General features: G+C 61.4%; 19 protein-coding genes. 14 read left to right on the top strand and 5 right to left on the bottom strand.

Translation table 11 applies throughout. The annotated features are described in order from the left end of the window. Nucleotides 1–75: 75 nt before the first annotated feature. A complete protein-coding gene (locus RCJ00_RS05155) occupies nucleotides 76–1,602 on the top strand; it encodes an esterase-like activity of phytase family protein (protein WP_316220670.1) in 1,527 nt (508 codons plus the stop codon). Nucleotides 1,603–2,030: 428 nt separating this feature from the next. Beyond that, nucleotides 2,031–4,202, top strand: a complete 2,172-nt coding sequence (locus RCJ00_RS05150; RefSeq protein ID WP_316221085.1) for a TonB-dependent receptor — start codon at nucleotides 2,031–2,033, stop codon at nucleotides 4,200–4,202. Between the two features lie 124 nt (nucleotides 4,203–4,326). Here RCJ00_RS05150 and RCJ00_RS05145 read toward each other — a convergent pair whose 3' ends face one another. After that, nucleotides 4,327–5,481 carry an FkbM family methyltransferase gene (locus RCJ00_RS05145; RefSeq protein ID WP_316220669.1) on the bottom strand — a complete coding sequence of 385 codons (1,155 nt, stop codon included), beginning with the start codon at nucleotides 5,479–5,481 and terminating at the stop codon, nucleotides 4,327–4,329. Nucleotides 5,482–5,592: 111 nt separating this feature from the next. Here RCJ00_RS05145 and RCJ00_RS05140 point away from each other — a divergent pair, with 111 nt between their 5' ends. From RCJ00_RS05140 to RCJ00_RS05110, 7 genes are all read left to right on the top strand, one after another. Next, nucleotides 5,593–6,060: a YaiI/YqxD family protein gene (locus tag RCJ00_RS05140; protein WP_023458896.1), complete on the top strand. Its 468-nt coding sequence runs from the start codon at nucleotides 5,593–5,595 to the stop codon at nucleotides 6,058–6,060. 99 nt (nucleotides 6,061–6,159) lie between these two features. Next, complete coding sequence (locus RCJ00_RS05135) at nucleotides 6,160–6,513, top strand: Hpt domain-containing protein (RefSeq protein ID WP_316220668.1); 354 nt, start codon at nucleotides 6,160–6,162, stop codon at nucleotides 6,511–6,513. 69 nt (nucleotides 6,514–6,582) lie between these two features. Further along, nucleotides 6,583–6,912, top strand: coding sequence for a 2Fe-2S iron-sulfur cluster-binding protein (locus RCJ00_RS05130; protein ID WP_316220666.1), 330 nt, complete (start codon nucleotides 6,583–6,585; stop codon nucleotides 6,910–6,912). Nucleotides 6,913–6,947: 35 nt separating this feature from the next. Beyond that, nucleotides 6,948–7,958, top strand: coding sequence for a phospholipase C/P1 nuclease family protein (locus tag RCJ00_RS05125; RefSeq protein ID WP_316220665.1), 1,011 nt, complete (start codon nucleotides 6,948–6,950; stop codon nucleotides 7,956–7,958). Next, nucleotides 7,945–8,397 carry an NUDIX domain-containing protein gene (locus RCJ00_RS05120; RefSeq protein WP_316220664.1) on the top strand — a complete coding sequence of 151 codons (453 nt, stop codon included), beginning with the start codon at nucleotides 7,945–7,947 and terminating at the stop codon, nucleotides 8,395–8,397. The genes RCJ00_RS05125 and RCJ00_RS05120 overlap by 14 nt, the downstream gene beginning before the upstream one ends. Before the next feature lie 85 nt (nucleotides 8,398–8,482). Further along, on the top strand, nucleotides 8,483–9,481 hold the full coding sequence (locus RCJ00_RS05115) for a YeiH family protein (RefSeq protein ID WP_316220663.1): 999 nt from the start codon (nucleotides 8,483–8,485) through the stop codon (nucleotides 9,479–9,481). 70 nt (nucleotides 9,482–9,551) lie between these two features. Further along, nucleotides 9,552–10,421: a LysR family transcriptional regulator gene (locus RCJ00_RS05110; protein WP_316220662.1), complete on the top strand. Its 870-nt coding sequence runs from the start codon at nucleotides 9,552–9,554 to the stop codon at nucleotides 10,419–10,421. On the opposite strand, the gene RCJ00_RS05105 is transcribed toward RCJ00_RS05110, so the two are convergent. Further along, nucleotides 10,396–10,914: a GNAT family N-acetyltransferase gene (locus RCJ00_RS05105; protein WP_316220661.1), complete on the bottom strand. Its 519-nt coding sequence runs from the start codon at nucleotides 10,912–10,914 to the stop codon at nucleotides 10,396–10,398. The genes RCJ00_RS05110 and RCJ00_RS05105 overlap by 26 nt on opposite strands. Before the next feature lie 179 nt (nucleotides 10,915–11,093). After that, nucleotides 11,094–11,957 (bottom strand): SDR family oxidoreductase, encoded by an 864-nt coding sequence (locus RCJ00_RS05100; protein ID WP_316220660.1) that lies wholly within the window; start codon nucleotides 11,955–11,957, stop codon nucleotides 11,094–11,096. A gap of 100 nt (nucleotides 11,958–12,057) precedes the next feature. Here RCJ00_RS05100 and RCJ00_RS05095 point away from each other — a divergent pair, with 100 nt between their 5' ends. The 5 genes from RCJ00_RS05095 (at nucleotide 12,058) to RCJ00_RS05075 (ending at nucleotide 19,477) form a co-directional block, all read left to right on the top strand. After that, nucleotides 12,058–12,483 (top strand): winged helix-turn-helix transcriptional regulator, encoded by a 426-nt coding sequence (locus RCJ00_RS05095; protein WP_316220658.1) that lies wholly within the window; start codon nucleotides 12,058–12,060, stop codon nucleotides 12,481–12,483. 72 nt (nucleotides 12,484–12,555) lie between these two features. After that, nucleotides 12,556–14,124, top strand: coding sequence for an ATPase domain-containing protein (locus RCJ00_RS05090; protein WP_316220657.1), 1,569 nt, complete (start codon nucleotides 12,556–12,558; stop codon nucleotides 14,122–14,124). Continuing rightward, nucleotides 14,114–15,712, top strand: coding sequence for an ATP-binding protein (locus RCJ00_RS05085; RefSeq protein ID WP_316220656.1), 1,599 nt, complete (start codon nucleotides 14,114–14,116; stop codon nucleotides 15,710–15,712). The genes RCJ00_RS05090 and RCJ00_RS05085 overlap by 11 nt, the downstream gene beginning before the upstream one ends. Nucleotides 15,713–15,882: 170 nt before the next feature. Next, nucleotides 15,883–18,285, top strand: a complete 2,403-nt coding sequence (locus RCJ00_RS05080) for a membrane-bound PQQ-dependent dehydrogenase, glucose/quinate/shikimate family (protein WP_316220655.1) — start codon at nucleotides 15,883–15,885, stop codon at nucleotides 18,283–18,285. 127 nt (nucleotides 18,286–18,412) lie between these two features. Continuing rightward, complete coding sequence (locus RCJ00_RS05075; RefSeq protein WP_316220654.1) at nucleotides 18,413–19,477, top strand: hypothetical protein; 1,065 nt, start codon at nucleotides 18,413–18,415, stop codon at nucleotides 19,475–19,477. Nucleotides 19,478–19,483: 6 nt separating this feature from the next. On the opposite strand, the gene RCJ00_RS05070 is transcribed toward RCJ00_RS05075, so the two are convergent. Further along, nucleotides 19,484–20,125, bottom strand: a complete 642-nt coding sequence (locus tag RCJ00_RS05070; protein WP_316220653.1) for a 2-dehydro-3-deoxy-6-phosphogalactonate aldolase — start codon at nucleotides 20,123–20,125, stop codon at nucleotides 19,484–19,486. Then, nucleotides 20,122–21,036 carry a 2-dehydro-3-deoxygalactonokinase gene (locus RCJ00_RS05065; RefSeq protein WP_316220652.1) on the bottom strand — a complete coding sequence of 305 codons (915 nt, stop codon included), beginning with the start codon at nucleotides 21,034–21,036 and terminating at the stop codon, nucleotides 20,122–20,124. The genes RCJ00_RS05070 and RCJ00_RS05065 overlap by 4 nt, the downstream gene beginning before the upstream one ends. Between the last annotated feature and the right edge of the window lie 80 nt (nucleotides 21,037–21,116).

Raw genomic sequence — 21,116 nt, 5'->3', positions numbered from 1 at the left:
GCTATACACCTCAGAACGACTGGCCTCGTCCGAAGCCGCTGCCACCTATATTTTGAGAACACGCAAGGAGCCAACATGTTTCGCCTGTCCGTTCTTGTCTCGCTGGCCGCGCTGGCCATGGCGTCGTCCGCCACCGCGCAATCTCAAACCTATGTCAGCAAGCATTGGACAGAGGCGCCCGGCGCCGTGTCCGTGACCTTGAACGGGCAAACCTTCGTCAATCAGGGGCTGGTCGGCGCGGGACACCTCAGCGCCGCGACATCCGACTTTGCCGGCGACACGCTGGGATCGTTTTCCGGCATGGCGGTGCGGGCGTGGAAGAAACTGCCCGATGGCAGCTATAGCGGCGATATCTACACCCTGCCTGACCGTGGCCCTAACGATGTCGGCTCGGTCAAGGGCACGGCCGACTACGCCAACCGTCTGCACAGCCTGCATCTCAGCCTTAGCCCGGAGGGGCATCTGACCCTTACGCCGACCGGCGGCTTTTATCTGAAGGACGCAACTGGCCAGACCTTCACCGGCAAAGAGCCGGGCGTCAATGTCGTGACGCGCGACGGCATTCGCTATCCGTCACCGGCGAGCGGCGAGGGCGCCGGTCACATCAGCCTCGATTCCGAAGCCATAGCCATGCTGCCCGACGGCAGCTTCTATGTTTCCGACGAATATGCCGCGGGCATCTATGTGTTCGATAAAGCGGGCAAGCAGACGGGCGCCATCCAAACCGTTCCGGCCTTGTTGCCGATGACAGAGGGCGCGCTCAACTTTAACGCCGAAAAAGCGCCGGACACGGGGCGGCGCAACAATCAGGGCCTTGAAGCGCTGGCGGTCACGCCGGATGGCAAATACCTGGTCACCATTTTACAAAGCGCCACCGTCCAGGACACGGCAGGCAAGGATAAGGCCACGCGGAATAACACCCGTATCCTCGTCTACGACATCTCAAAGACGCGGACGCCGACGCAACCGGTTTCCCACTACGTCCTGCAACTGCCGACTTACCGTGAGACCGGTGACGGGCAGCCCGCCGACGCCACCGCCGCCCAGTCGGAAATGGTTGCGCTCAGCGATACGCAGTTTCTTGTCCTGTCGCGCGACGGCAACGGACGGGGCAAGGGCACGACCGACGCGCCGGTGTTCAAGAGCGTTCTGCTTATTGACGTGACCGGCGCCACCAACCTGGCCGGGACACCCTATGAGCAGGGCACGCAGCCGGTGGCCCGCGATGGCCAGCTGGTTGCCGGCATCACGCCGGTTCAGCAGACCGAACTGATCAACATGCTCAATCCGGTGCAACTGGCCCGCTTCGGTATGAACCTGACGGTGTCGCCGTCCACCTCAATGACCCTGCCGGAAAAGCTGGAGGCCATGGCCATTGCGCCGGCGCTTGACCCCAAGGCGCCGAACGACGTGTTTCTTCTGGTCGGCAATGACAACGATTTCGAAACGCAGAATGGCCGCCTTAAGGGGCAGGCCTTCGATGCCGCGCTGACCAATGCCAAGGGGAGCGGCACCGGGGACAATGACAACCTGATCCTGGTCTATCGGCTCACCCTGCCGATTGGCGTGAAGCCATACGTGGTGAAGCCGGTCGCGCGTTAGGTCCGTGACTCCCCTTACGCGCTTTATTTCAAGATCGTCATAAACCGGGAAAAATCACGTAGCGCGCCCGCCGCAAAAGCAACGGTACGTGCCTGAAAACCTTGGTGTTGTGGGCAAATTTACGACCCCAGACGCCTGGCCTTGGTTTGGCGCGGGGCGGTCAAAGTTCTGACGGCATTCGGGACCTATATGCCTACAGATAGGCTGGCCCGTCGTGCGGCTATATCGCCTACCTTTTTACGGCTTGCGACGCTTCCCGCCGTGCCGTGAAGGCGTGCGCCTTTCCCATCGTGGCCCGGCATTTGGGCCGGCGGGAGAGCGGATTTCAAGGCGCAGATACTGTTGCTACAGAAACAGCTTGACTTGAGTTATGTTATTACATAACGCTTTGTTGCAGCGCATTATCTGTGGAGTCCAACGTGTCGAAAATGAAATTTGTAAAGGCGGGGCATATCGTTCCCCCAAGCCTCAAGCCGATCCTTTTGGCCGGGTTATCGCTCCTGGCGATGGGCGCCGGCATAGCGAACGCCCAAACGGCCGACACGCAGACGGCCGACGCCAAGACGAGCGATGGAACCGAAGCGACGACCGTTGTCACGATTAGAGCCCGCAAGCTTGATGCTGCCCGGCAAACCATTCAGCCCGATACCGGCGCCTCCAGCTATGTCATGCCCGAAGCTCTGGTGAAGAACCTGCCCGGGGGCGAAAATGTCGGCCTCAATCAGGTCATCCTTCAGGCGCCAGGCGTGGCGCAGGATTCCTACGGTCAGCTTCATGTGCGCGGCGACCACAACAATATCCAGTTTCGTCTCAACGGCATCATCCTGCCGGAAGGCCTGAGCAGCTTCGGCCAGGTGTTAAGCCCCAGATATGCCAAATCGATTGAGCTCGATACCGGCGCGCTGCCGGCTGAGTATGGATTGCGCACAGCCGGTGTCGTCAACATAACGACGCAGACGGGTCTCAAGACGGGCGGCACCGTGTCCGTCTATGGCGGCAGCCACGGTCTTTACCAGCCGAGCATCACCTATGGCGGCTCCAACAGCACCGATACCTATTTCGGTTCCCTCAGCTATCAGCAATCTCAGATCGGTATCGAAGCGCCCTATAATACCAAGACGCCGATTCATGACCGAACGAGTCAGCTCTTAGGCTTTGGCTATTACGACCACATTATCGACGACAGCAGTCGTGTGTCCTTGATCGGCGGTATCTCGGATCAGTCCTTCCAGTTACCGAACACACCCGGCCTGAATTCCGTTGATGACGGTACAGGCTATACGGTGAACGGCGTGTCCTCCTTTACCAGCGACCACCTCAATTCCAATCAAAAGGAAACGACGCAATACGCAATCGCGTCCTACCTGAAGACCAGCGACAATTTTACCGGTCAGGTCTCGATCTTCGCGCGCGCCTCCAAGCTCACCTACAGCCCGGACTGGGATGCGGAACTGGCCTTCAACGGCGTCGCCCAGGCGGCCAACAAGACGGATACCTCGGTTGGCCTTCAGGCCGAAGGCGCCTGGACCGTCAACCCCGCCCACACCGTACGGTCCGGGCTAATTGCCTCCGCCGATCACAGCGTCAGCAAGACCCTTAGCCACGTCTTCTATCTCGACGATTCCGGAAACCCCACATCGGACGTGCCGGTCGTGATCTCTGACAACGGTAAGAAGGATTCCCAGACCGTCAGCCTCTATGTCCAGGACGAGTGGAAGGTCTTCGATCAGTTCGTCCTTAACTATGGCCTGCGCTATGACAAGTTGAGTTCCTATCGCGACGAAGACCAGCTTAGCCCGCGCGTCAATTTCGTCTGGACGCCGCTGCAGGGCACGACCGTTCATGGCGGCTATGCGCGTTATTTCACGCCGCCGCCCTATGAGCTGATCGCGGGCCAGACCCAGGCGCTTTTCGCCGGTACGTCATTTGACATTTCCGGGGCCAATGACGTGCCGTATGCACAGCGCGACAACTATTACGATCTGGGTGTTCAGCAAAAACTGGGTTCGCACCTCACGGTCGGGATCGATGCCTACAACCGCGTCGCCCGTTACCTGATCGACGAAGGCCAGTTCGGCGCTCCCATCATCCTGACGCCCTTCAATTACAAATATGGCCGCAATCACGGGACCGAATTCACGGCCAATTACGAGAAAGGCCCCTTCACCGCCTATGCCAGCCTGGCGATCGCCAAGGCCCAGGGGCGCCAGATTGTCTCGTCGCAGTTCAACTTCTCGCCCGATGACCAGGCCTATGTCGCCGATCACTTCATCTATGTGGACCATGATCAGACGACGACCGGATCTTTGGGGATGACGTACAAGCTGGGGGCGACCAATTTTGCCTTCGACGGTCTGTACGGCAGCGGCCTGCGCACGGACGGCGCTGTCCCCAATGGCGCGCGCCTGCCGGCCTATGCCCAGGTCAACCTCAGTGTCAGCCATCACTTCACTTGGGCGGGCGGACTGGATGCGCGCGTGGATATGATCAACGCTCTGGATCGCGCCTACGAAATCCGTGACGGCAAGGGCATTGGCGTCGGCGCTCCGCAATGGGGACCGCGCCGGGGTGTCTTCCTCGGCCTAAGCAAGGATTTGTAAGGTCTTCACCTGACGTAGCCCTCTGCCCGATGTTGGGCGGTCGTTGTAAAGCAGTAAAGCGCGTGGAGCTTGGGTTCCGCGCGCTTTCTATGTTTTCTCTCTTGGTGTCCAGGACGCTCCCAACTTAATTGGCGTATATGACGCTATCGAAGAGAATGGGCGAATAGTGCCGCAGGGTCAGGCGGTAGTCGTCGCGCAGGCTGGACAGGGTGTCTAGTAGGGTCTCGAAATCGTCCGGCTTGTGATAGGCGCAGATGGCCAGGCGCGGCCTGTGGGTTTGGATCAGGCGGCGGGCGCCATTCAGGGCCTGATTTTCTGCCCCTTCGATGTCCAGCTTGATCAGGCTGACGGCGCCCAGGTCCATATTGTCCATGGCGTCGAGCGGCGCTGTTATGGTCGATGCGGCGCTAATCCGGCTGCCATTGTCCGAGCGCAGATCGATACCCATTTCGGCCGGTTCGTTCCACAGGCCGACGCGATGCAAGGTCACATTGGGCAGGTCGCGAGTGTTGGCGGCAAAGGCGTCGCAATTGACGGGATCGATTTCGAAAGAATGGATATGGCTATATTTGCCGTTGGTCTTTTGCTGAAAGGCGTGGACGGTGTCGCCATTATAGGCGCCGCCATCGACGAAGATTTCATGGTCGGTCAAGGGCATGACGTCGGCTTCGAAATAGATGGCCTTTTCCGCGCGTGACACCTCGGCGATGTATCGTGCGTCCCAGGTCAGGCGGTACAGCATGATGGCGTCGAGCGTGCGCCGGCTCATGTCGTCGGCGAAGGCTGGGCGTGCCTTTTCATGCAGGCGCACCACCATATCGAGGTCCGAAAACGCAGGCACGAACCAATGGGCCTTTGACGCGGAGGCAGGCACCAGGCTCATGACCTCGAAATAGCTCAAAAGCGGTTGCGGGCGCACGGACCACAGGGTCGTGAAGTGGGCGATGGCGTTTTCCGAGCCGCAGCACAAAATGCCGATGGCGTCGGGTGTTTTCGCCAGCACGTCCGCCAGATCGGCATCGCCGATATAGGGCGTGTCGCCATAGGTCTGACCCGCCCGGTGGTTGTCGACCAGTGCGACAACGCGCCCGGTCGCGATCATGTAGGCGACGAAATCCGCCGCCAGAAGGGAGCCCGCGCCCAGCAGGATCACGGGGCGGTGGCCTACGTCCAACCCGTACTGGCGCGCGCGGGTGGCATCGAGCCAGGTCCGAAACGCCGATGTGGTCAGGTCCAGCTCACCCAGCGTGCCGGGCAGGAAGGGGGTAGGGGCGGCCATGATCAAACTCCCATAACGATTCGAACAGTATAGGCTGGTCAGTATAGGCCTGGATGGCGATATCGTGCGGATTTTATGACGACATCCGCCGTATTCTGCTAATCAGGCGACATGCCCATTACCGTATATATCGATGCCGATGCCTGCCCCGTTAAGGACGAGACCTACAAGGTCGCCGCGCGCTACGGCCTGCACACCTTCGTGGTGTCCAACAGCTTCATTCAGATCCCGCAATCGCCGCTGATCGCACGCATGATTGTCGAAGCCGGGCCGGACGTGGCCGATGACTGGATCGCCGATCAGGCCGTGGCAGGGGATGTCGTCATCACCAATGACATTCCGCTGGCCGGGCGGGTGCTGGCCAAGGCGGCGCACGCCATCGCGCCGAACGGACGAGCCTTTACGCCGGATTCGATCGGCGCGGCCCTGGCCCAGCGCGCCTTGATGGAGCATATCCGTTCGACCGGCGAAATCACCGGCGGGCCGCCGCCGTTTTCCAACGCCAACCGCTCGCAATTCCTCCAGACCCTGGATCAGGTTATCACGCGGGAACGCCGCAAGCAGGAGACACGTTTCTAATTCTGAGGAAATGTGTCGATGGCGGCATTGTCCCGCTTTCGCGTCTTGCCGCAGTGCGATAAAACGAGGTTCTGCGATTCTGACCCATGGAGATTCTGAATGGCCCTGCGCGATGTCACCGGCGCCGTCGATTTCGGCCACCTGGAGGCCTACACGCTCAATGACACGGTGGTGATGGAGGAGGTGTTGCGCATCTTCCAGCAGCAGTGCGACCTGTGGACGCCGCTTTTGAGCGCCGATCACCCCGGCTGGCGCGATGCCGCGCACACGATCAAGGGGGCGGCGGCGGGCGTCGGTGCCGGGATTTTGGCGGCGGCGGCGGAACTGGCCGAACGCGGCGAGGACGAAGGGGCGGAGATGCGTCTGGAACGCGTCCGTTCGGCGCTCAATGCCGCGCAAATGGATGTGGCGGCCTATCTGCACGAATTGCAGTTACGATCTTTGAAGGGCTGATACCGCTTTTTTTGTTGGCAAGCGGGGTAGGGCTCTTTAAACGCACGGGCGAAGAGACGGGAACCCGACATGAGCGACGAAGAGCTGCACATCATCTGTACCGACCGCGAGGGCGTGGCGCATACCCTGCCGGCGCTTGACGGCTGGCGGATCATGGAAATCATCCGCGACAACGGCCTGCCGATCAAGGCGGAATGCGGCGGTGCGCTGGAATGCGCCACCTGTCACGTTTATGTCGCCGATGCATGGCAATCCAAGCTGACCCCGAAGTCGGACGAGGAAGACGAAAAGCTAGATGAAGCCTTTATGGTGAAGCGCAATTCGCGCCTGTCGTGCCAGATTCTGATGCGTGACGACCTGAACGGGCTCGAAATCACGCTGGCGCCGGAAACGGACTAAATATCGTAGTAGCGAAGGTTAAAGAGGGTAGAACAATGCGTTTCAAGACTTTGGCTGCCGCCGTTCTGGCGGGTACGGTTGTGGCGGGCGCCGCGTGGGCCTGGGGCTCATCGGGGCATCGCATGGTTGGTGAACTGGCCATCAAGACCTTGCCGGATTATATGCCGGCCTTCCTGCGCACGCCGCAGGCGGTGGCCGATGTCGGCGAATATGCCCGCGAACCGGATCGCTGGCGCGGGGCGGGCAAGGTGCACGACAATGATCGCGACATCGCCCACTTCATCGATCTGGACGACGACGGCAATACCCTGGCCGGCGTGTCGCTCGATAACCTGCCCGCCAACCGGTCCGACTACGAAGCCGCCGTGCGCGCCAAGGGCGTGGAGCCGTACAAGGCCGGCTATCTGCCCTATGCCACGGTTGACGCCTACCAGCAGGTCGTCAAGGACATGGCCTTCTGGCGCGTGCTGACCTATGTCGAGCCGCTGGAAAAGGACAAGACCAAGAAGGCATGGTATCGCGCCGACCGGATTCGCCGTGAACAGCTTATCCTGCGCGATATCGGCATATTGGCCCATTATGTCGGCGACACCACCAATCCACTGCACCTCAGCATCCACTATAACGGCTGGGGCAACTTCCCCAATCCGAACGGCTTTACGATGGAGAAGATCCATTCGCCGATCGAAGGCGTCTTCGTTAGCCGCAATATCAAGGAAAGCGATGTGAAGGCGGCCATGGCGGCCTATGTGCCGTGCACCGGGCCGATCATGGCCTGCGTTACGGCGCGCTACAAGGCGAGCTTTAGCCAGGTCGTGCCTTTGTACCAGCTGGAAAAAGAAGGCGGTTTCACGGATGGCGATGCCCGCGGCCGGGCCTTCATCACCGCGCGCCTGGCCCAGGGCGCGGGCGATCTGCGCGACTCGCTGATCGACGCATGGCGCGATTCCAAGACAATGCAGGTCGGTTACAAGATCGGCACCTATGATGACTTCGTGAGCGGAAAGGTCACCGATCCGTGGGAAGTCCTGTATGGCGACGATTAATCAATATGGCCGCTACGACGCGGCCCTGACCTATAAGCCGCGCACCGGTGCCTATGGCATACTGGTGCGCGACGGTTTGGTGGCCTGCGCGCGCATCGGTTACGGTCCGTATAAGTACGACCTGCCGGGCGGTGCGGTCGATCCGGGCGAAACCCCTGAGCAGGCGGTGGTGCGCGAATTCGGCGAGGAAACGGGACTGGCGGTGACGGTGGTGCGCCCGGTGACCGATCTCATGCACTATTTCATTCACGACGACGGCACGCCCTATAATAATCACTGCTATTTTTACGAAATGGCTCTGACCGGTGAAATCCCTGAGGCCAAGTGCGAAGCCGACCACGAACTGGTCTGGCTGGAGCCGTTGCAGGTCGCGACCCACCTGAAGAATGACGGCTACGCCTGGGCCTTTGTGCTGTGGTTGCGCAATCAATCGAAATAATCGAATGATTTGACAATTTTAATCCGTTTGTTTGAACGAATGTGAGCCGATAGGGTGGCGGGTATCAGACACACTGAGGCTCGCCATGCATACCGCCATTCCCGCCCCCTCCTTTCGCCTGCCCCGACCGGGCGGATTGGCGCTGACCGTTCTTATCGCCGTCGCCGCCTTTGGTATTCACGCCTTGCCGCACATGGGGGCTGTATCACCGGCTATATTGGCGACGGTGATCGGCATGGTGCTGGCTCATACCCTTCATATACCGGCCTCGGCGGAAGCCGGGATTAGCTTCGCCTCACGCACCCTGCTGCGCGGGGCGGTGGTGCTCCTGGGGCTTCAGGTCAGCGTGGCGCAGATCGCGGCTGTCGGCGTCACCGGCTTTGCTATAGGGGCGGCGGGGCTCTTCACAAGCTTCATGGTCATTCGCGCGCTGGGCTGCTGGCTGGGCGTGGAGGCGCGGCTGGCCGAACTGATCGCGGCGGGGACCAGCATTTGCGGGGCGTCGGCGGTGGCGGCAGTCAATACGGTGACCGAGGCGGCGGACGAAGACGTGGCCTATGCCATCGCCATGGTGACGCTGTTCGGGACCGCAGCCATGCTGGTCTATCCGTTGGCGGCGCCGTGGCTGGGCGAGCACCGCTTCGGCCTGTGGGCGGGCGCGTCGATCCATGAGGTGGCGCAGGTCGTCGGCGCCACGGCCGGGGCAGGCCCGCAGGCGCAGCAGACGGGGGCGGTCGCCAAGCTGAGCCGCATTCTGCTTCTGGCGCCGCTGGTCATGGGACTGAGCCTGTGGCGGCGGGCGGGCAAGACGCAGGCTGGTGGAAAAATGGTCGGGGTGCCGTTGTTTGTCCTGGGCTTCCTGGCCCTGGTGGCGGTCAACAGCCTGATGCCGGTGCCGGCGGGGGTCAAGACGGCAAGTGGCCAGGTTTCGGCCTTTCTGCTGGCTATGGCGCTGGGCGGCATGGGGCTAAAGACGCATCTGCGCGCGGTGACGGCGCGGGGCTGGAAGCCGATCGCGCTGGCGGCAGCGGGTGCTGTGTTCATCTCGCTGTTTACTCTGGGCCTTATTGTCGCTTTGACTTAGAGGGTATCTCGATCTGACTGAATCAGATCGGCGCTCTACTTTCTTGCTTTTACGCACTAAACAGATCGGCATGACACTCGAACAACTTCGCATCTTCATCGCCGTGGCCGAACGCGAACACCTGACGCGGGCGGCCCAGGCGCTCAACCTGACGCAGTCGGCGGTCAGCGCAGCGGTGGCGGCACTTGAGGCGCGTTACGACGTGAAGCTGTTTGACCGCATCGGGCGCGGCATTGCCCTGACCGAAGCGGGCCGACTGTTCCTGCCTGAAGCGCGCGACGTGCTGACGCGGGCGCATGAGGCGGAAGCGGCGCTGTTCGATGTGGCGGGCGCCTTGCGCGGGACCTTGCGCCTGGCCGCCAGCCAGACGGTAGGCAATTACTGGCTGCCCGAAGCAATGGCGCGGTTTCACCAGGCCTGGCCGGGGTTGGGCCTGTCGCTCGACATCAGCAATACCGAACGGGCGGCCGCGCGTGTTCTGGCGGGCGAGGCCGATATCGGCATTGTCGAAGGCCAGGTCGATGAGCCGCGCCTCGACCAGCGGAGGCTGACCGGTGATACGATGCTGCTTATCCTGCCCTTGGGTCGGGCTGTGCCATCGACGGTGGCCGAGTGGGCGGCGGCGCGGTTCGTGGTGCGTGAGGCGGGGTCGGGGACGCGTCTGATGCTGGCCGACCATCTCAAAGGCATGGGGCTGACGCTAGATGCTGGCAATATCGTTATGGAATTGCCGTCGAACGAGGCGGTGCGTACCGCGGTCGAGGCGGGCGCGGGGCTGTCGCTGATTTCGGCGCTTGTGGCCAACCGTGCGGTCAGGGCTGGGCTGTTGCAAGGGCACGATATCGGCCTGCCGCCGCGTGATTTCTATGTCCTGCGCCGGCGGGAGCGGGGGCAGACGCGGGCGGAGACGGCCCTTATCGCGGCGCTCGGCGCAGGATGAATTCGTCGTCGAGCGTCTGGCCGACCGGGAACTGGTATTCGCCGACGCGTTCGTAGCCGTGGGCCGCATATAGGGCCTGCGCCTTATGATTCTCGCTCCAGACGCCGATCCATTGGGCGGCGGGACCGTAGGTGTCCGTCATCCAGTCCTGAGCCAGGGTCAGCAACCGTTTGCCCAGGCCCTTGCCCTGCTGGCTGGAATGGACATAGAGGCGCTTCAGTTCGCCTTCGCGGGCGGGATCGGCATCGGGATGGGGCAGGCCAACCGGGCCGCAATGCAGATAGGCCACGGCGTTTTCGCCGTCGAAGACGATGCGCCAGAATTGTGCCGGATCGGCGGTCTCACGCGTCAGAACATCCGGCGCATAGGATTTGACCAGAAAGGCATCGAGGTCCTCCGGCGGATAGAGGTGGCCGAAGGTCTCGGTAAAGGTGTCGGCGGCCAGTTGCGACAGGGCCGGGATATGGTGCGGTTCGACGGGCAGGATCAGCATGGGCTCTGAATAGCCTCAAGGTCCTGGCTGATTCAAGTCCGTCGTTTCGAAGGCGGGCCTGCATTATCTTGCACCTCCCCAACTTGCTTGGGGAGGGGGACCGCACAACGCGCATCTTGCTGCTGCGCGTCTTCGTGCGGTTCCCCTCCCCATCAAAGATGGGGAGGTCCCAAATGGGTTTAAAACGCCGCTTTGTTCGCTTCGAAGAAGGCCTGCAGTGAGGTCGGTTTGCGGCCCGTCAGGGTCTCGACATCGTCGGTCAGGATCTCGAAATCGCCGCGGCGGGCGGCGGTGTCGAAGGATACCAGGACAGGCACCCAGCCGTCGGGCACGCCATGGGCCTTCATGCCATCGGCCAGTTGTTCATCCGTGACATTGACCACGGCCAGCGGTTTGCCGGTTGCCTCACTGGCCAAGGCGGCAATCTGCGGCATGGTCAGCAATTCCGGGCCGGTGAGGGTGAAGATCTGGTTGGTCGAGGGTCGGCTGAGGGCAGCCGCGGCGCTGCGGGCCACGTCGGCGTGTGACACGTGCGCCTGTTTGCCATCTCCGGCGGAGGTATAGAGGGTGCCGCCCTTGAAGGCGTCGGGCAGGTTCATGAACAGGTTTTCCTGATACCAGGCGTCGCGCAGGATGGTGTAGGCCAGGCCGCTGGCGATCACGGCCTGTTCCGTGCCGAAGTGGTCGCCGGCAAAGCTGACGGCCGAAACATCGGGCTTGGGCATGGAGGTGTAGACAATCTCCGTCACCCCGGCGGCCTTGGCGGCGGCGACAGCGGCCTTGTGCTGGTTCAGGCGTTGGCCGGTGCCCAAGGAGTCGGTCGAGATGATCAGCACGCGGTCCACACCCGCGAAGGCTTCGGCCAGCGAGGCGGCATCATCGAAATCGACGCGGCGGACTTCGGCGCCCTTGGCCGCCAGGTCGGCGATCTTGGCGGTGTCGCGTGACGCGGCGATGATGTGGTCGCTGCCGGCTTCGAGCAGCAGTTGGGTGACGTGACGGCCGAGCTTGCCATTGGCGCCGGTGACGAGCAGATTGGACATTTCGGTTCCTTTGTGATATATAGTTACTAATTGAGACCATGTTTAAAATAGTACGTTATGCCGGTCTGTAAAGACGGCAGGTTTTCGGGAGATAGTTACCTTGAAGGAACCACCCTATATCACGCCGGAACTCCATGAGGCCATGCGCGGCGTCATGGTCTATGTCGGCGGCAAGATCGACAGCAGCAAATGTCCGGTGCGCGACGTGATGGACCACATCGGCGACAAGTGGTCGAGCCTGCTGATGGTGGCCCTGGGCACGCGGCCGCACCGCTTCGGCGAACTGAAACGCGCGGTGCCGGATATTTCCCAGCGCATGTTGACTCAGACCCTGCGTGATCTTCAGGCCGACGGTCTGGTCAGCCGCCACGTCTTTCCGACCGTGCCACCGTCCGTCGAATATCGCCTGACCCCGATGGGGGAATCGATGATGCCGCCGCTGATGGAACTGATGAAATGGGCCGCTGAAAATCATGCCCGGATTCGCCAGGCGCGCCTGGACTTCGCCGAAAGCGCGGCGGCGTAAGGACCGGTTTTCCTCATTGAAAGTTTATGGCCCTTGAAGTTGGTTGGAGGGGCAATCAATGAGAGACAGAGCGTGCACGCGGCGGAACATTCCACACGGATCATTAAAACGGGTATAGCCGAATTCGACGATATCCTGGGCGGCGGGCTGACGGCCAATCGCGTCTATTTGCTTCACGGTACGCCGGGATCGGGCAAGACGACCCTGTCTTTGCAGTTTCTGCTGGAGGGGGTGACGCACGGCGAACGCACGCTTTATATCACCTTGTCCGAGACGCGGATGGAACTGCTTTCGGTGGCCAGATCTCACGGCCTGTCACTGGAGGGCGTCGAGATTTTCGAGCTTATCGCGGAGGAACGCGACCTCGACCCGGACAGCCAGTACACCATGTTTCAGCCGTCGGAAGTCGAGCTTAACGTCACGACCCGGCGTATTCTCGACGAGATCGAGCGGCTCAAGCCGGCCCGCGTCGTGATCGATTCGCTGTCGGAGATCAAGCTTCTGGCGCAAAGCGCGCTGCGGTTCCGCCGTCAGGTGCTGGCGCTCAAGCAATTTTTCGTTGGCCGCGATTGTACCGTTCTGTTCCTTGACGACAAGACGGCCAAAGGGGAGGACGATCTGCAACTGGAAAGTATCGCCCACGGGGTGATCAGCCTGGAGCAGTTGTCGCCGGAATACGGTTCCGAACGTCGCCGTCTCAGCATCACCAAGCTGCGTGGGCAGAGGTACCGGGGCGGTTATCACGATTTCAGCATTGTCAGGGGCGGATTGTGCGTATTTCCGCGCATTGTGGCGGGCGAACATAGCCAGCCGACCGAAACCGCCATTGTGAAAAGCGGCCTGCCGCAGATGGACAGCTTGCTGGGCGGCGGGCTTACCTCAGGCACCAGTGTGCTTTTGCTCGGCCCCGCCGGTGTCGGCAAGTCAACCTTGGGGATACAGTACGCCGCTGAGGCTGCCCGAAATGGCCAGAGCAGTCTTCTGTTCGCGTTCGACGAGCGTGTCGCCACCATGTACGAACGGGCCGATGGGCTGAATATCCCTTTGCGCCAATATGTCGAAGCCGGCCTGATCGAGGTGCGCTCCATTGATCCGGCCGAAATGTCGCCGGGCGAATTTGCGCACCGGCTGCGTCTGGCGGCAGAAGGCGAAAATGGTCGCAAACCGATCAAGATCGTCGTCATAGACAGTCTCAACGGCTATCTCAACGCCATGCCTGAGGAACGCTTCCTGACGGCACAATTGCATGAATTGCTGACCTATCTGGGCCATCGCGGCGTCATCACCTTCCTGGTGGTCGCCCAGCACGGCCTGCTCGGCAACTCGATGCAGACGGTTATCGACACCAGCTACCTGGCAGATACGGTGATCCTGTTCCGCTATTACGAAGCGGAAGGGGAGGTCAAGCAGCTGATATCCGTGGTCAAGAAACGCAATGGCCGCCATGAACGCACCATCCGTGAATTCAGCCTGAGCGATGAGGGGATCCGCATAGGCGAACCCTTGCATCAGTTCCAAGGCGTCCTGACGGGCACGCCGTTCCTGACGGTCTCCGGTACAGGCTCTGGTACAGCTTCTGGCACGGTTTCTGACACGGTTTCTGGCGGCGATGTCATGTCGGGCCCACCTCATGGCGCCTGATCTGGAGCGACGGATTTTGATCTTGCCGCCCACGGTGAAGGACGGCGAGATGACGGCGGCCTTGCTGAAGCGCGATGGCATGGAGGCGGTGGCGTGCCGCAGCCTGGCCGACCTATGCCACGAAATGAGTCAGGGCGCGGCCCTGCTTATCCTGACACAGGAAGCCGTGCTGACCGACCGTGATAACCTGTTGCAGCAGTCTTTGTTCATGCAGGACGACTGGTCGGACATCCCCATCATCCTGCTGACCGCTCCGGGGGCCGACAATCCGGCCATTCTGCGCCGGCTGGAGGCGATCGGGCACATGACCCTGATCAAGCGCCCGGTGCAGATGAACAACTTCATGTCCACTATCCGGTCGTCGTTGCGCGACCGCCAGCGCCAGTACGATGTGCGCAACCTCTTGAAGGACCGGGCGGCCCAGGCCGAGGCGTTGCGGGTATCGGCGGAAAAGGCCAATGCGGCCAATATCGCCAAGTCGGAATTCCTGGCCAATATGAGCCATGAAATCCGAACACCGATGAATGCCATATTGGGCCTGTCGACCATCCTGTCGCGCAGCACGCCGTTGACGCCCAACCAGCGCAAATATATCGAGACCCTGGGGACATCGGGCGAAAGCCTGCTGATGCTGATCAACGATCTGCTCGACATTTCCAAGATCGAGGCCAGCGGCATCGAGATCGAGCGCATGCCCTTCCGTCTCGATACGCTTCTGGAGGATATTGTCAGCGTGGCGTCGGTGCGGGCCACGGAAAAGACGTTGGACCTGCACCTGCATATCGGCAATATCCGCGACAAATGGTTTATCGGCGATCCGAACCGTATCCGCCAGATCGTGATGAACCTATGTTCCAATGCCATCAAGTTCACCGAACAGGGCGCCATCACCATGGAAAGTGTCCAGCATGACGGGGACGGCGTGGTCATCACCGTGGCGGACACCGGCATAGGCATTGCGCCGGAAAAACTCACCAAGATTTTCGACAAGTTCACCCAGGCCGACAATACGATCAGCCGCAAGTTCGGCGGCACGGGGCTGGGGCTGACGATCAGCAAGACCTTGGCCGAATTGATGGACGGCAGTCTGGCGGTCATTAGCACGCCGGACACCGGGTCGTGCTTTACCCTGTACCTGCCGCTCGCTGAAACCACGTCCGAGGCCGCTGTCGCCACCTTCCGCGAGGACAGCGCCCCGCCAGTGGCCGTGCCGGGCAAGGGGCGCGTTCTGCTGGTCGAAGACTATCCGCCCAATGTGCTGGTGGCCAAGACCTTCCTGGAAATGTTCGGTTACGACGTCGATCTGGCAGACAGCGGCGTGGCGGCGGTAGAGAAGGCGGATAAAACCGTTTACGCCGCCATATTGATGGATATCCAGATGCCGGAGATGGACGGTTTCGAAGCGACCCGAGTCATTCGCGCCGGAAAGCGCGCCGCCATCAACAGACGTACGCCGATTATCGGCATGACTGCCCACGCGCTCGACAATATTCGTGAAAAATGCCTGGATGCCGGCATGACGGAATACATATCAAAGCCGTTCGCGCCGGCCGATCTGGAGAAACGCCTAAGTTCGCTAATCGCCTGAGTGCGCTGATCGTCTAAAGACGTTAATCGTCTGGGACGGTACGCAGGTAACGAGTCCAATTTCATTCTTATTTTTTTGGGCCTATTCTAAACTAGTTAAATTTGAAACTAGTTTCGACTGCCCCAATGCCGGGTTGCGGACCGCCGAAACGCAGATGTCAGGAGCGTGGCATGTCGGCGTTGTCGTCCCCCAATTTGTTTTCGAAAGTGGAGGCGCGATGGCCTCTGAAGGTGCTCGGCGCCGTCCTGGCCATAATCGGTGTGATCCTGATTATCGGCGGGGCGCAGCTGGTCCTTCTGGGCGGAAGTGCCTATTATCTGCTGGCCGGACTGGCGCTGGCGGCGTCGGGTGGCCTGATCTTTACCGGGCGGGTGCTCGGCGCCTGGGTCTATATTGCCACCTTTATCCTGACCGTCCTGTGGGCCCTGTTTGAATCGGGCTTGAACGGCTGGGCGCTGGTCCCGCGCATCGTCGCGCCGCTGGTGCTTCTGTTGTTTGTTATCGGCCTATTTCCGGCGCTCGATCGGTTTGATGGGCGTAAGCGCCGTCTGCAAGGGTTTGCCGGGATCGGCATTTTCGTCGTTGTGCTCGGTCTGGCTGTTGCCGTCACCAACCGGTCGGGCGTGTTGTCGCCGGTGCCGGACGCGAAAAACACCCTGGCTTTTGACACGGCCGCGGCGGCCGGCACGGAATGGCCGACCTATGGCGGCGGCCCCAGCGCACAACGCTATGCCGACCTCAACCAGATCAATACTGGCAACGTCAAGGATCTCAAGGTCGCCTGGACCTATCGCACCGGCAATCAACCGGACAAGTGGGGCGCCGAGACGACACCGCTCAAGATCGGTGACACGCTATATGGCTGTACCGGCATGAACGAGATGTACGCCTTGGATGCCGCCACCGGCAAGAAGCGCTGGAGCTTCGATCCCAAGGTGCCGGACAATGCCATCCCCTATACCGCCGCGTGTCGCGGCGTCGCCTATTATAAGGTTCCGGCCGCAATGCCCGGGACGCCGTGCGCCGAACGGATTTTCGAAGGCACGCTGGACGGCCGCGTTATCGCCGTTGATGCCCGCACAGGTCTGGCCTGTTCCGGCTTCGGCACGGGCGGTCAGGTCAGGATCACGGACGGCATGGGCAAGGTCATTCCGTCCATGGTCGCCATCACCGCCGCGCCGACCATCGTCCACGGCATCGTCATCACCGGTCATCAGGTTCAGGATGGCCAGTATAAATGGGCGCCATCGGGCGTCATTCAGGGCTATGACGCCATCACCGGCCAGTTGCGCTTTGCGTGGGACATGATGCGCCCGGACCGGACCGGCGCGCCGCCGCCGGGAGAGACCTATACCACCGGCACGCCGAACATGTGGACGACCGCCACGGCGGATGAGCAACTGGGCCAGGTCTATCTGCCCATGGGAAATTCGGCCGCCGACTATCTCAGTGGTCAGCGCCGTCCGGCGGAAAAGATGTATTCCTCCGGCCTGGTAGCGCTGAATGTCGATACGGGTAAACCGGCCTGGGTCTTCCATACGGCGATCAATGACGTGTGGGATTACGACCAGGGCAGCCAGGTCTCGCTGGTCAATTTCCCGGTCGGTGGCCAGATGGTCCCGGCTATCCTGCTGCCGACCAAGCAGGGCGATTTCTACATTCTGGACCGCCGCACCGGCAAGCCTTTGACCGAGGTCGGTCAGATGAAGGCCGAAGTCGGCGGTGTCGAGCCGCAGGAGCGCAGCCCGGTTCAACCCTATTCGAAGTACCAGAATGTGCGCGAAAAGGACATGACCGAGGCCTCCATGTGGGGCATGTCGCCGATCGATCAGATGATCTGCCGCATCCAGTTCCGCAAGGCCAGTTATAAGGGCATGTATACCGCGCCGACGCTCGACCGACCCTATATCCAGTATCCCGGCTATAATGGCGGATCCGACTGGGGCAGTGTGGCGGTCGATCCGCGCCGCGGTGTGGTGGTTGCCAATTACAACCTGACGCCCAATTACGATCAGTTGTTGACGCGCAAGCAGGCGGACGACCGGGGCATATATGCCGTTGGCGATCCGCGCGGCACGCACAAGGGCGGAGCGGAAGGCGCCGGACCGCAAGAAGGCGCCCCCTTCGCCATCAATGTCAATGCGGGCTGGCTGATGCCGGTGACGGGCATGTTGTGCAAGCAGCCTCCCTATGGCGGCATCCGCGCCTTCGATCTTACGACCGGCAAGACGCTGTGGGATCACGCCTTTGGCGATGCCCGCCGCAACGGGCCCTTCGGCATACCGTCGCTTCTGCCGATCACCATCGGCACGCCCAATAATGGCGGACCGGCGGTGACGGCGGGTGGGCTGATCTTCATTGCCGCCACGACGGACAACCAGTTCCGCGCCATCGACATCCGCACCGGCAAGACCCTGTGGCAGGTCACCCTGCCGGCGGGCGGCCAGGCCAACCCGATGATCTATGAACAGAATGGCCGCCAGTATGTGGTCATCATGGCGGGCGGCCACCACTTCATGAAGACGCCGGAGGGCGATTACCTGATCGCCTATGCTTTGCCGGACCGGAAATAGGTGCTCACACGCGTGCTTAGCCCAGGGGCAGCCGGGATTTCCCCGGCTGCTCACCTCTTTCCATGCAACGCGGCGTCGGTTATAGATTCCCCTCGGGAGCCATGTCGTATGGCCGAGGGGAGTTTCCATGAAAATCACTGCGTTCGCGTCCACCGCCGTTTTGGTGCCCATTCTGGCGAGTGTTCTGTTTGCTGCGCCAGTGATGGCGCAGGAGACCCACACGATTTCGCCCACATTTCCGGATCATTTCGAAATCCGCGCGACCCAGACCGCCGATCAGTCGCAGGAAACGGCGATGAACGGCACCCCGGCCAAGACGGAAAAGACTACGACGAACCTGTCGTTCACCGGCAAGACGGACCGGGCTGGCGATGGCTTTCACGCCGTCTATACGATTGACACGCTCGACATGAAATCGACGGATGGTGCCGGCCAGCCCAGCCAGAGCGCACCCGTCATCGATGAACTGGCCAAGGTTATTCGGGGCATCGGACCGGCGAAACTGACGCTTGATCGCAATCTCGACCCGGTCAGCATCGACAATATTGAAGACATCAAGGCGCACATCAAGACGTCGCTCGAAGGCTCATCCGCCATGCCGGGCGCCGCCGGGACCATGCTCTACAATATGATGATCGGCAATCTGACCCCGGAAACGGCGGCGGGCCTGCTGCGTCAGAACGGCCAGCGTGGCAGCTATCTCAACAAGCCCCTGACTGTCGGCCAACCGGTTGCCTTTGGCGGCGAGCCGATATCGCTGATGGGCGGCACCTTCCGCATGGGCGGTACCGTGACCCTGACCAAATGGGAGGACGGCAAGACGGCCCACCTGACCTCCGTCATGGCCCCGACTCAGGACGATTTGCGCGCCTTTATCGGCGGCGTGATCAAGAACATGATGGGCAGTGTCGCGGCCATGGACACCACCAAAAAGGATCCGGAGGCCGCCAAGGCGATGAACGAAATGTTCGACCGGATGGTCGCAGCCATGGATATGAAGATGTCCATGACGTGTGAAACGGAGCTGAGCCTGGTCAACTATGTCGATACCCGTACCATCTGCAGCACCAGCACGGTCATGATCATGGATATGGGCAAGATGGCGCCGCGCGGCCCGTCCGAAGACAAGCCTGCGGTCATGACCGTGACGCAGATCGCCCGCCAGATCGCAGATGTCGAGATGGTGAAATAAGGGGCTTTAAGCCCCTTTTATCGCGTTCCAGGCATCGACGAAGGCCTTGGCCTTTTTGTAGACGACCTCGGCGCTGTCGCCCGGTTTGAAGACCGCTGAGCCGATGCCGAAGCCGGCGGCCCCGGCGTCGAGGAACTCCTTCATATTGCCCGGTTCCACGCCGCCGACCGGAAAAACCGGCACGGTCTTGGGCAGGACGGCCTTCATGGCTTTGAGGCCCTTTGTCCCGGCCAGTTCGGCGGGGAAGAGCTTGATGGCGTCCGCGCCGGCGTCGATGGCCGCGAAGGCTTCGGTCGGCGTGAAGAAGGCGGGGAAGGAAATCATGCCCAGCGCCTTGGCGCGGCGGATGACGTCCGTATTGGTGTTCGGCGAGATGCAGATCTGACCGCCGACCGCCTTCAAGGTTTCGACATCGGCGACGTTCAGCACGGTGCCCGCGCCGACAATGGCGCGCGGCCCCAGCGCTTCGGCCAGCAACTTGATCGAGTCGAACGGATCGGGCGAATTGAGCGGCACCTCAACGATGCGGAAACCGGCTTCGACCAGGGTTTCGCCGACAGCGAGCGCTTCGTCCGGGCGCAGGCCGCGCAGAATCGCGACCAGGGGCAGGGTGTCAAGCGCGGCGCGCCATTGCTCCATCAAGCTCATAATACCAGTTTTCCTTCGTGCGCGATTGCCCACAGACCACGGGCGGCCGCGTTATCGCCATCGTGGATGGCGACATCGGTAAACCCGGTGTGGAGCAGGGCGCGTTTATAGAGGTTGGACAAGGTGCCGTCGCCGACAATGCCGACGGGGCGTACGCCGTGGCGGATGCTTTCGGCACGGATTTCGGAGCCGATCAGCAGACCGGACAGGTAGGACGACAGGCTTTCCGGCGCGATGTGGCCGAAGAGGCCTTCGGTGCGGACGGAGAAGACGAGGGACAGGAAGGACTTGTCGGCCATGGCGCGATCGACGCCCAGCTTGAAGGCCGCTTCGTCATCCTTATCGTTATGCATCAGGTCGCCCAGAATCGAATGGGATTTAAGGACCTGGAACATTTCGCCGGTCATATAGGAGCTGAAGCCTTCGACGATGCCGTTTTCGACCTTGGCCCACTTGGAATGGGTGCCGGGCAGGACGAATACGCCGTCGCCGTGCGACGCCGACAGGCCGAACAATTGCGTTTCTTCGCCGCGCATGACGTTAAGCAGGCCTTCGTGGTCGGCCGGGGCGGACAGGCCAGGGACGATCTTGACCTTCAGCTTGGACGAGGGCGCATCGACCAGGGTGGCGGCGATGGCGGACAGGCTGGACGGGCAGGACTGATAGGGGGCTTCGACCCAGCCAGTGCGCGAACCGACCATGCCCGACAGGAGGATGGGCAGGTCCGGGCGGTCGAAATCGCCCTTCATGACCGACAAGAGCGCCTGTTCGAAGGACAGGACGCCCAGGTTTTTCAGGCCGATATTGGCGGTGTGCTTGGCGATGATCTCACCATCCGTGCCGAAGAGGAACAGGCGGAAATTGGTGGTGCCCCAGTCGGCGGCGATCAGGGCGGGCGCGGCGTAGGTCATGCGGTGGAGTCTCTTGGTAAAGGGTTGTTCCAGGTGCTGCGTCCAGCGCTTTGGCAAGGGCGAGGGCGCCCTGGCCGCTC

Source organism: Asticcacaulis aquihabitans (assembly GCF_032490435.1).
Lineage (GTDB): Bacteria > Pseudomonadota > Alphaproteobacteria > Caulobacterales > Caulobacteraceae > Asticcacaulis.
The sequence above is the reverse complement of the archived record's forward strand: the minus strand, read 5'-3'. Positions and strand labels throughout refer to the sequence as shown.

Excerpts from the sequence above, each read along its gene's own strand:
- RCJ00_RS05110 (WP_316220662.1), top strand. The coding sequence starts at position 9,552 with ATGACACTCGAACAACTTCGCATCTTCATCGCCGTGGCCGAACGCGAA.
- RCJ00_RS05080 (WP_316220655.1), top strand. The coding sequence starts at position 15,883 with ATGTCGGCGTTGTCGTCCCCCAATTTGTTTTCGAAAGTGGAGGCGCGA.
- RCJ00_RS05070 (WP_316220653.1), bottom strand. The coding sequence starts at position 20,125 with ATGAGCTTGATGGAGCAATGGCGCGCCGCGCTTGACACCCTGCCCCTG.
- RCJ00_RS05075 (WP_316220654.1), top strand. The coding sequence starts at position 18,413 with ATGAAAATCACTGCGTTCGCGTCCACCGCCGTTTTGGTGCCCATTCTG.
- RCJ00_RS05125 (WP_316220665.1), top strand. The coding sequence starts at position 6,948 with ATGCGTTTCAAGACTTTGGCTGCCGCCGTTCTGGCGGGTACGGTTGTG.
- RCJ00_RS05115 (WP_316220663.1), top strand. The coding sequence starts at position 8,483 with ATGCATACCGCCATTCCCGCCCCCTCCTTTCGCCTGCCCCGACCGGGC.
- RCJ00_RS05150 (WP_316221085.1), top strand. The coding sequence starts at position 2,031 with ATGAAATTTGTAAAGGCGGGGCATATCGTTCCCCCAAGCCTCAAGCCG.
- RCJ00_RS05065 (WP_316220652.1), bottom strand. The coding sequence starts at position 21,036 with ATGACCTACGCCGCGCCCGCCCTGATCGCCGCCGACTGGGGCACCACC.
- RCJ00_RS05120 (WP_316220664.1), top strand. The coding sequence starts at position 7,945 with ATGGCGACGATTAATCAATATGGCCGCTACGACGCGGCCCTGACCTAT.
- RCJ00_RS05100 (WP_316220660.1), bottom strand. The coding sequence starts at position 11,957 with ATGTCCAATCTGCTCGTCACCGGCGCCAATGGCAAGCTCGGCCGTCAC.
- RCJ00_RS05135 (WP_316220668.1), top strand. The coding sequence starts at position 6,160 with ATGGCCCTGCGCGATGTCACCGGCGCCGTCGATTTCGGCCACCTGGAG.
- RCJ00_RS05085 (WP_316220656.1), top strand. The coding sequence starts at position 14,114 with ATGGCGCCTGATCTGGAGCGACGGATTTTGATCTTGCCGCCCACGGTG.
- RCJ00_RS05105 (WP_316220661.1), bottom strand. The coding sequence starts at position 10,914 with ATGCTGATCCTGCCCGTCGAACCGCACCATATCCCGGCCCTGTCGCAA.
- RCJ00_RS05140 (WP_023458896.1), top strand. The coding sequence starts at position 5,593 with ATGCCCATTACCGTATATATCGATGCCGATGCCTGCCCCGTTAAGGAC.
- RCJ00_RS05155 (WP_316220670.1), top strand. The coding sequence starts at position 76 with ATGTTTCGCCTGTCCGTTCTTGTCTCGCTGGCCGCGCTGGCCATGGCG.
- RCJ00_RS05130 (WP_316220666.1), top strand. The coding sequence starts at position 6,583 with ATGAGCGACGAAGAGCTGCACATCATCTGTACCGACCGCGAGGGCGTG.
- RCJ00_RS05145 (WP_316220669.1), bottom strand. The coding sequence starts at position 5,481 with ATGGCCGCCCCTACCCCCTTCCTGCCCGGCACGCTGGGTGAGCTGGAC.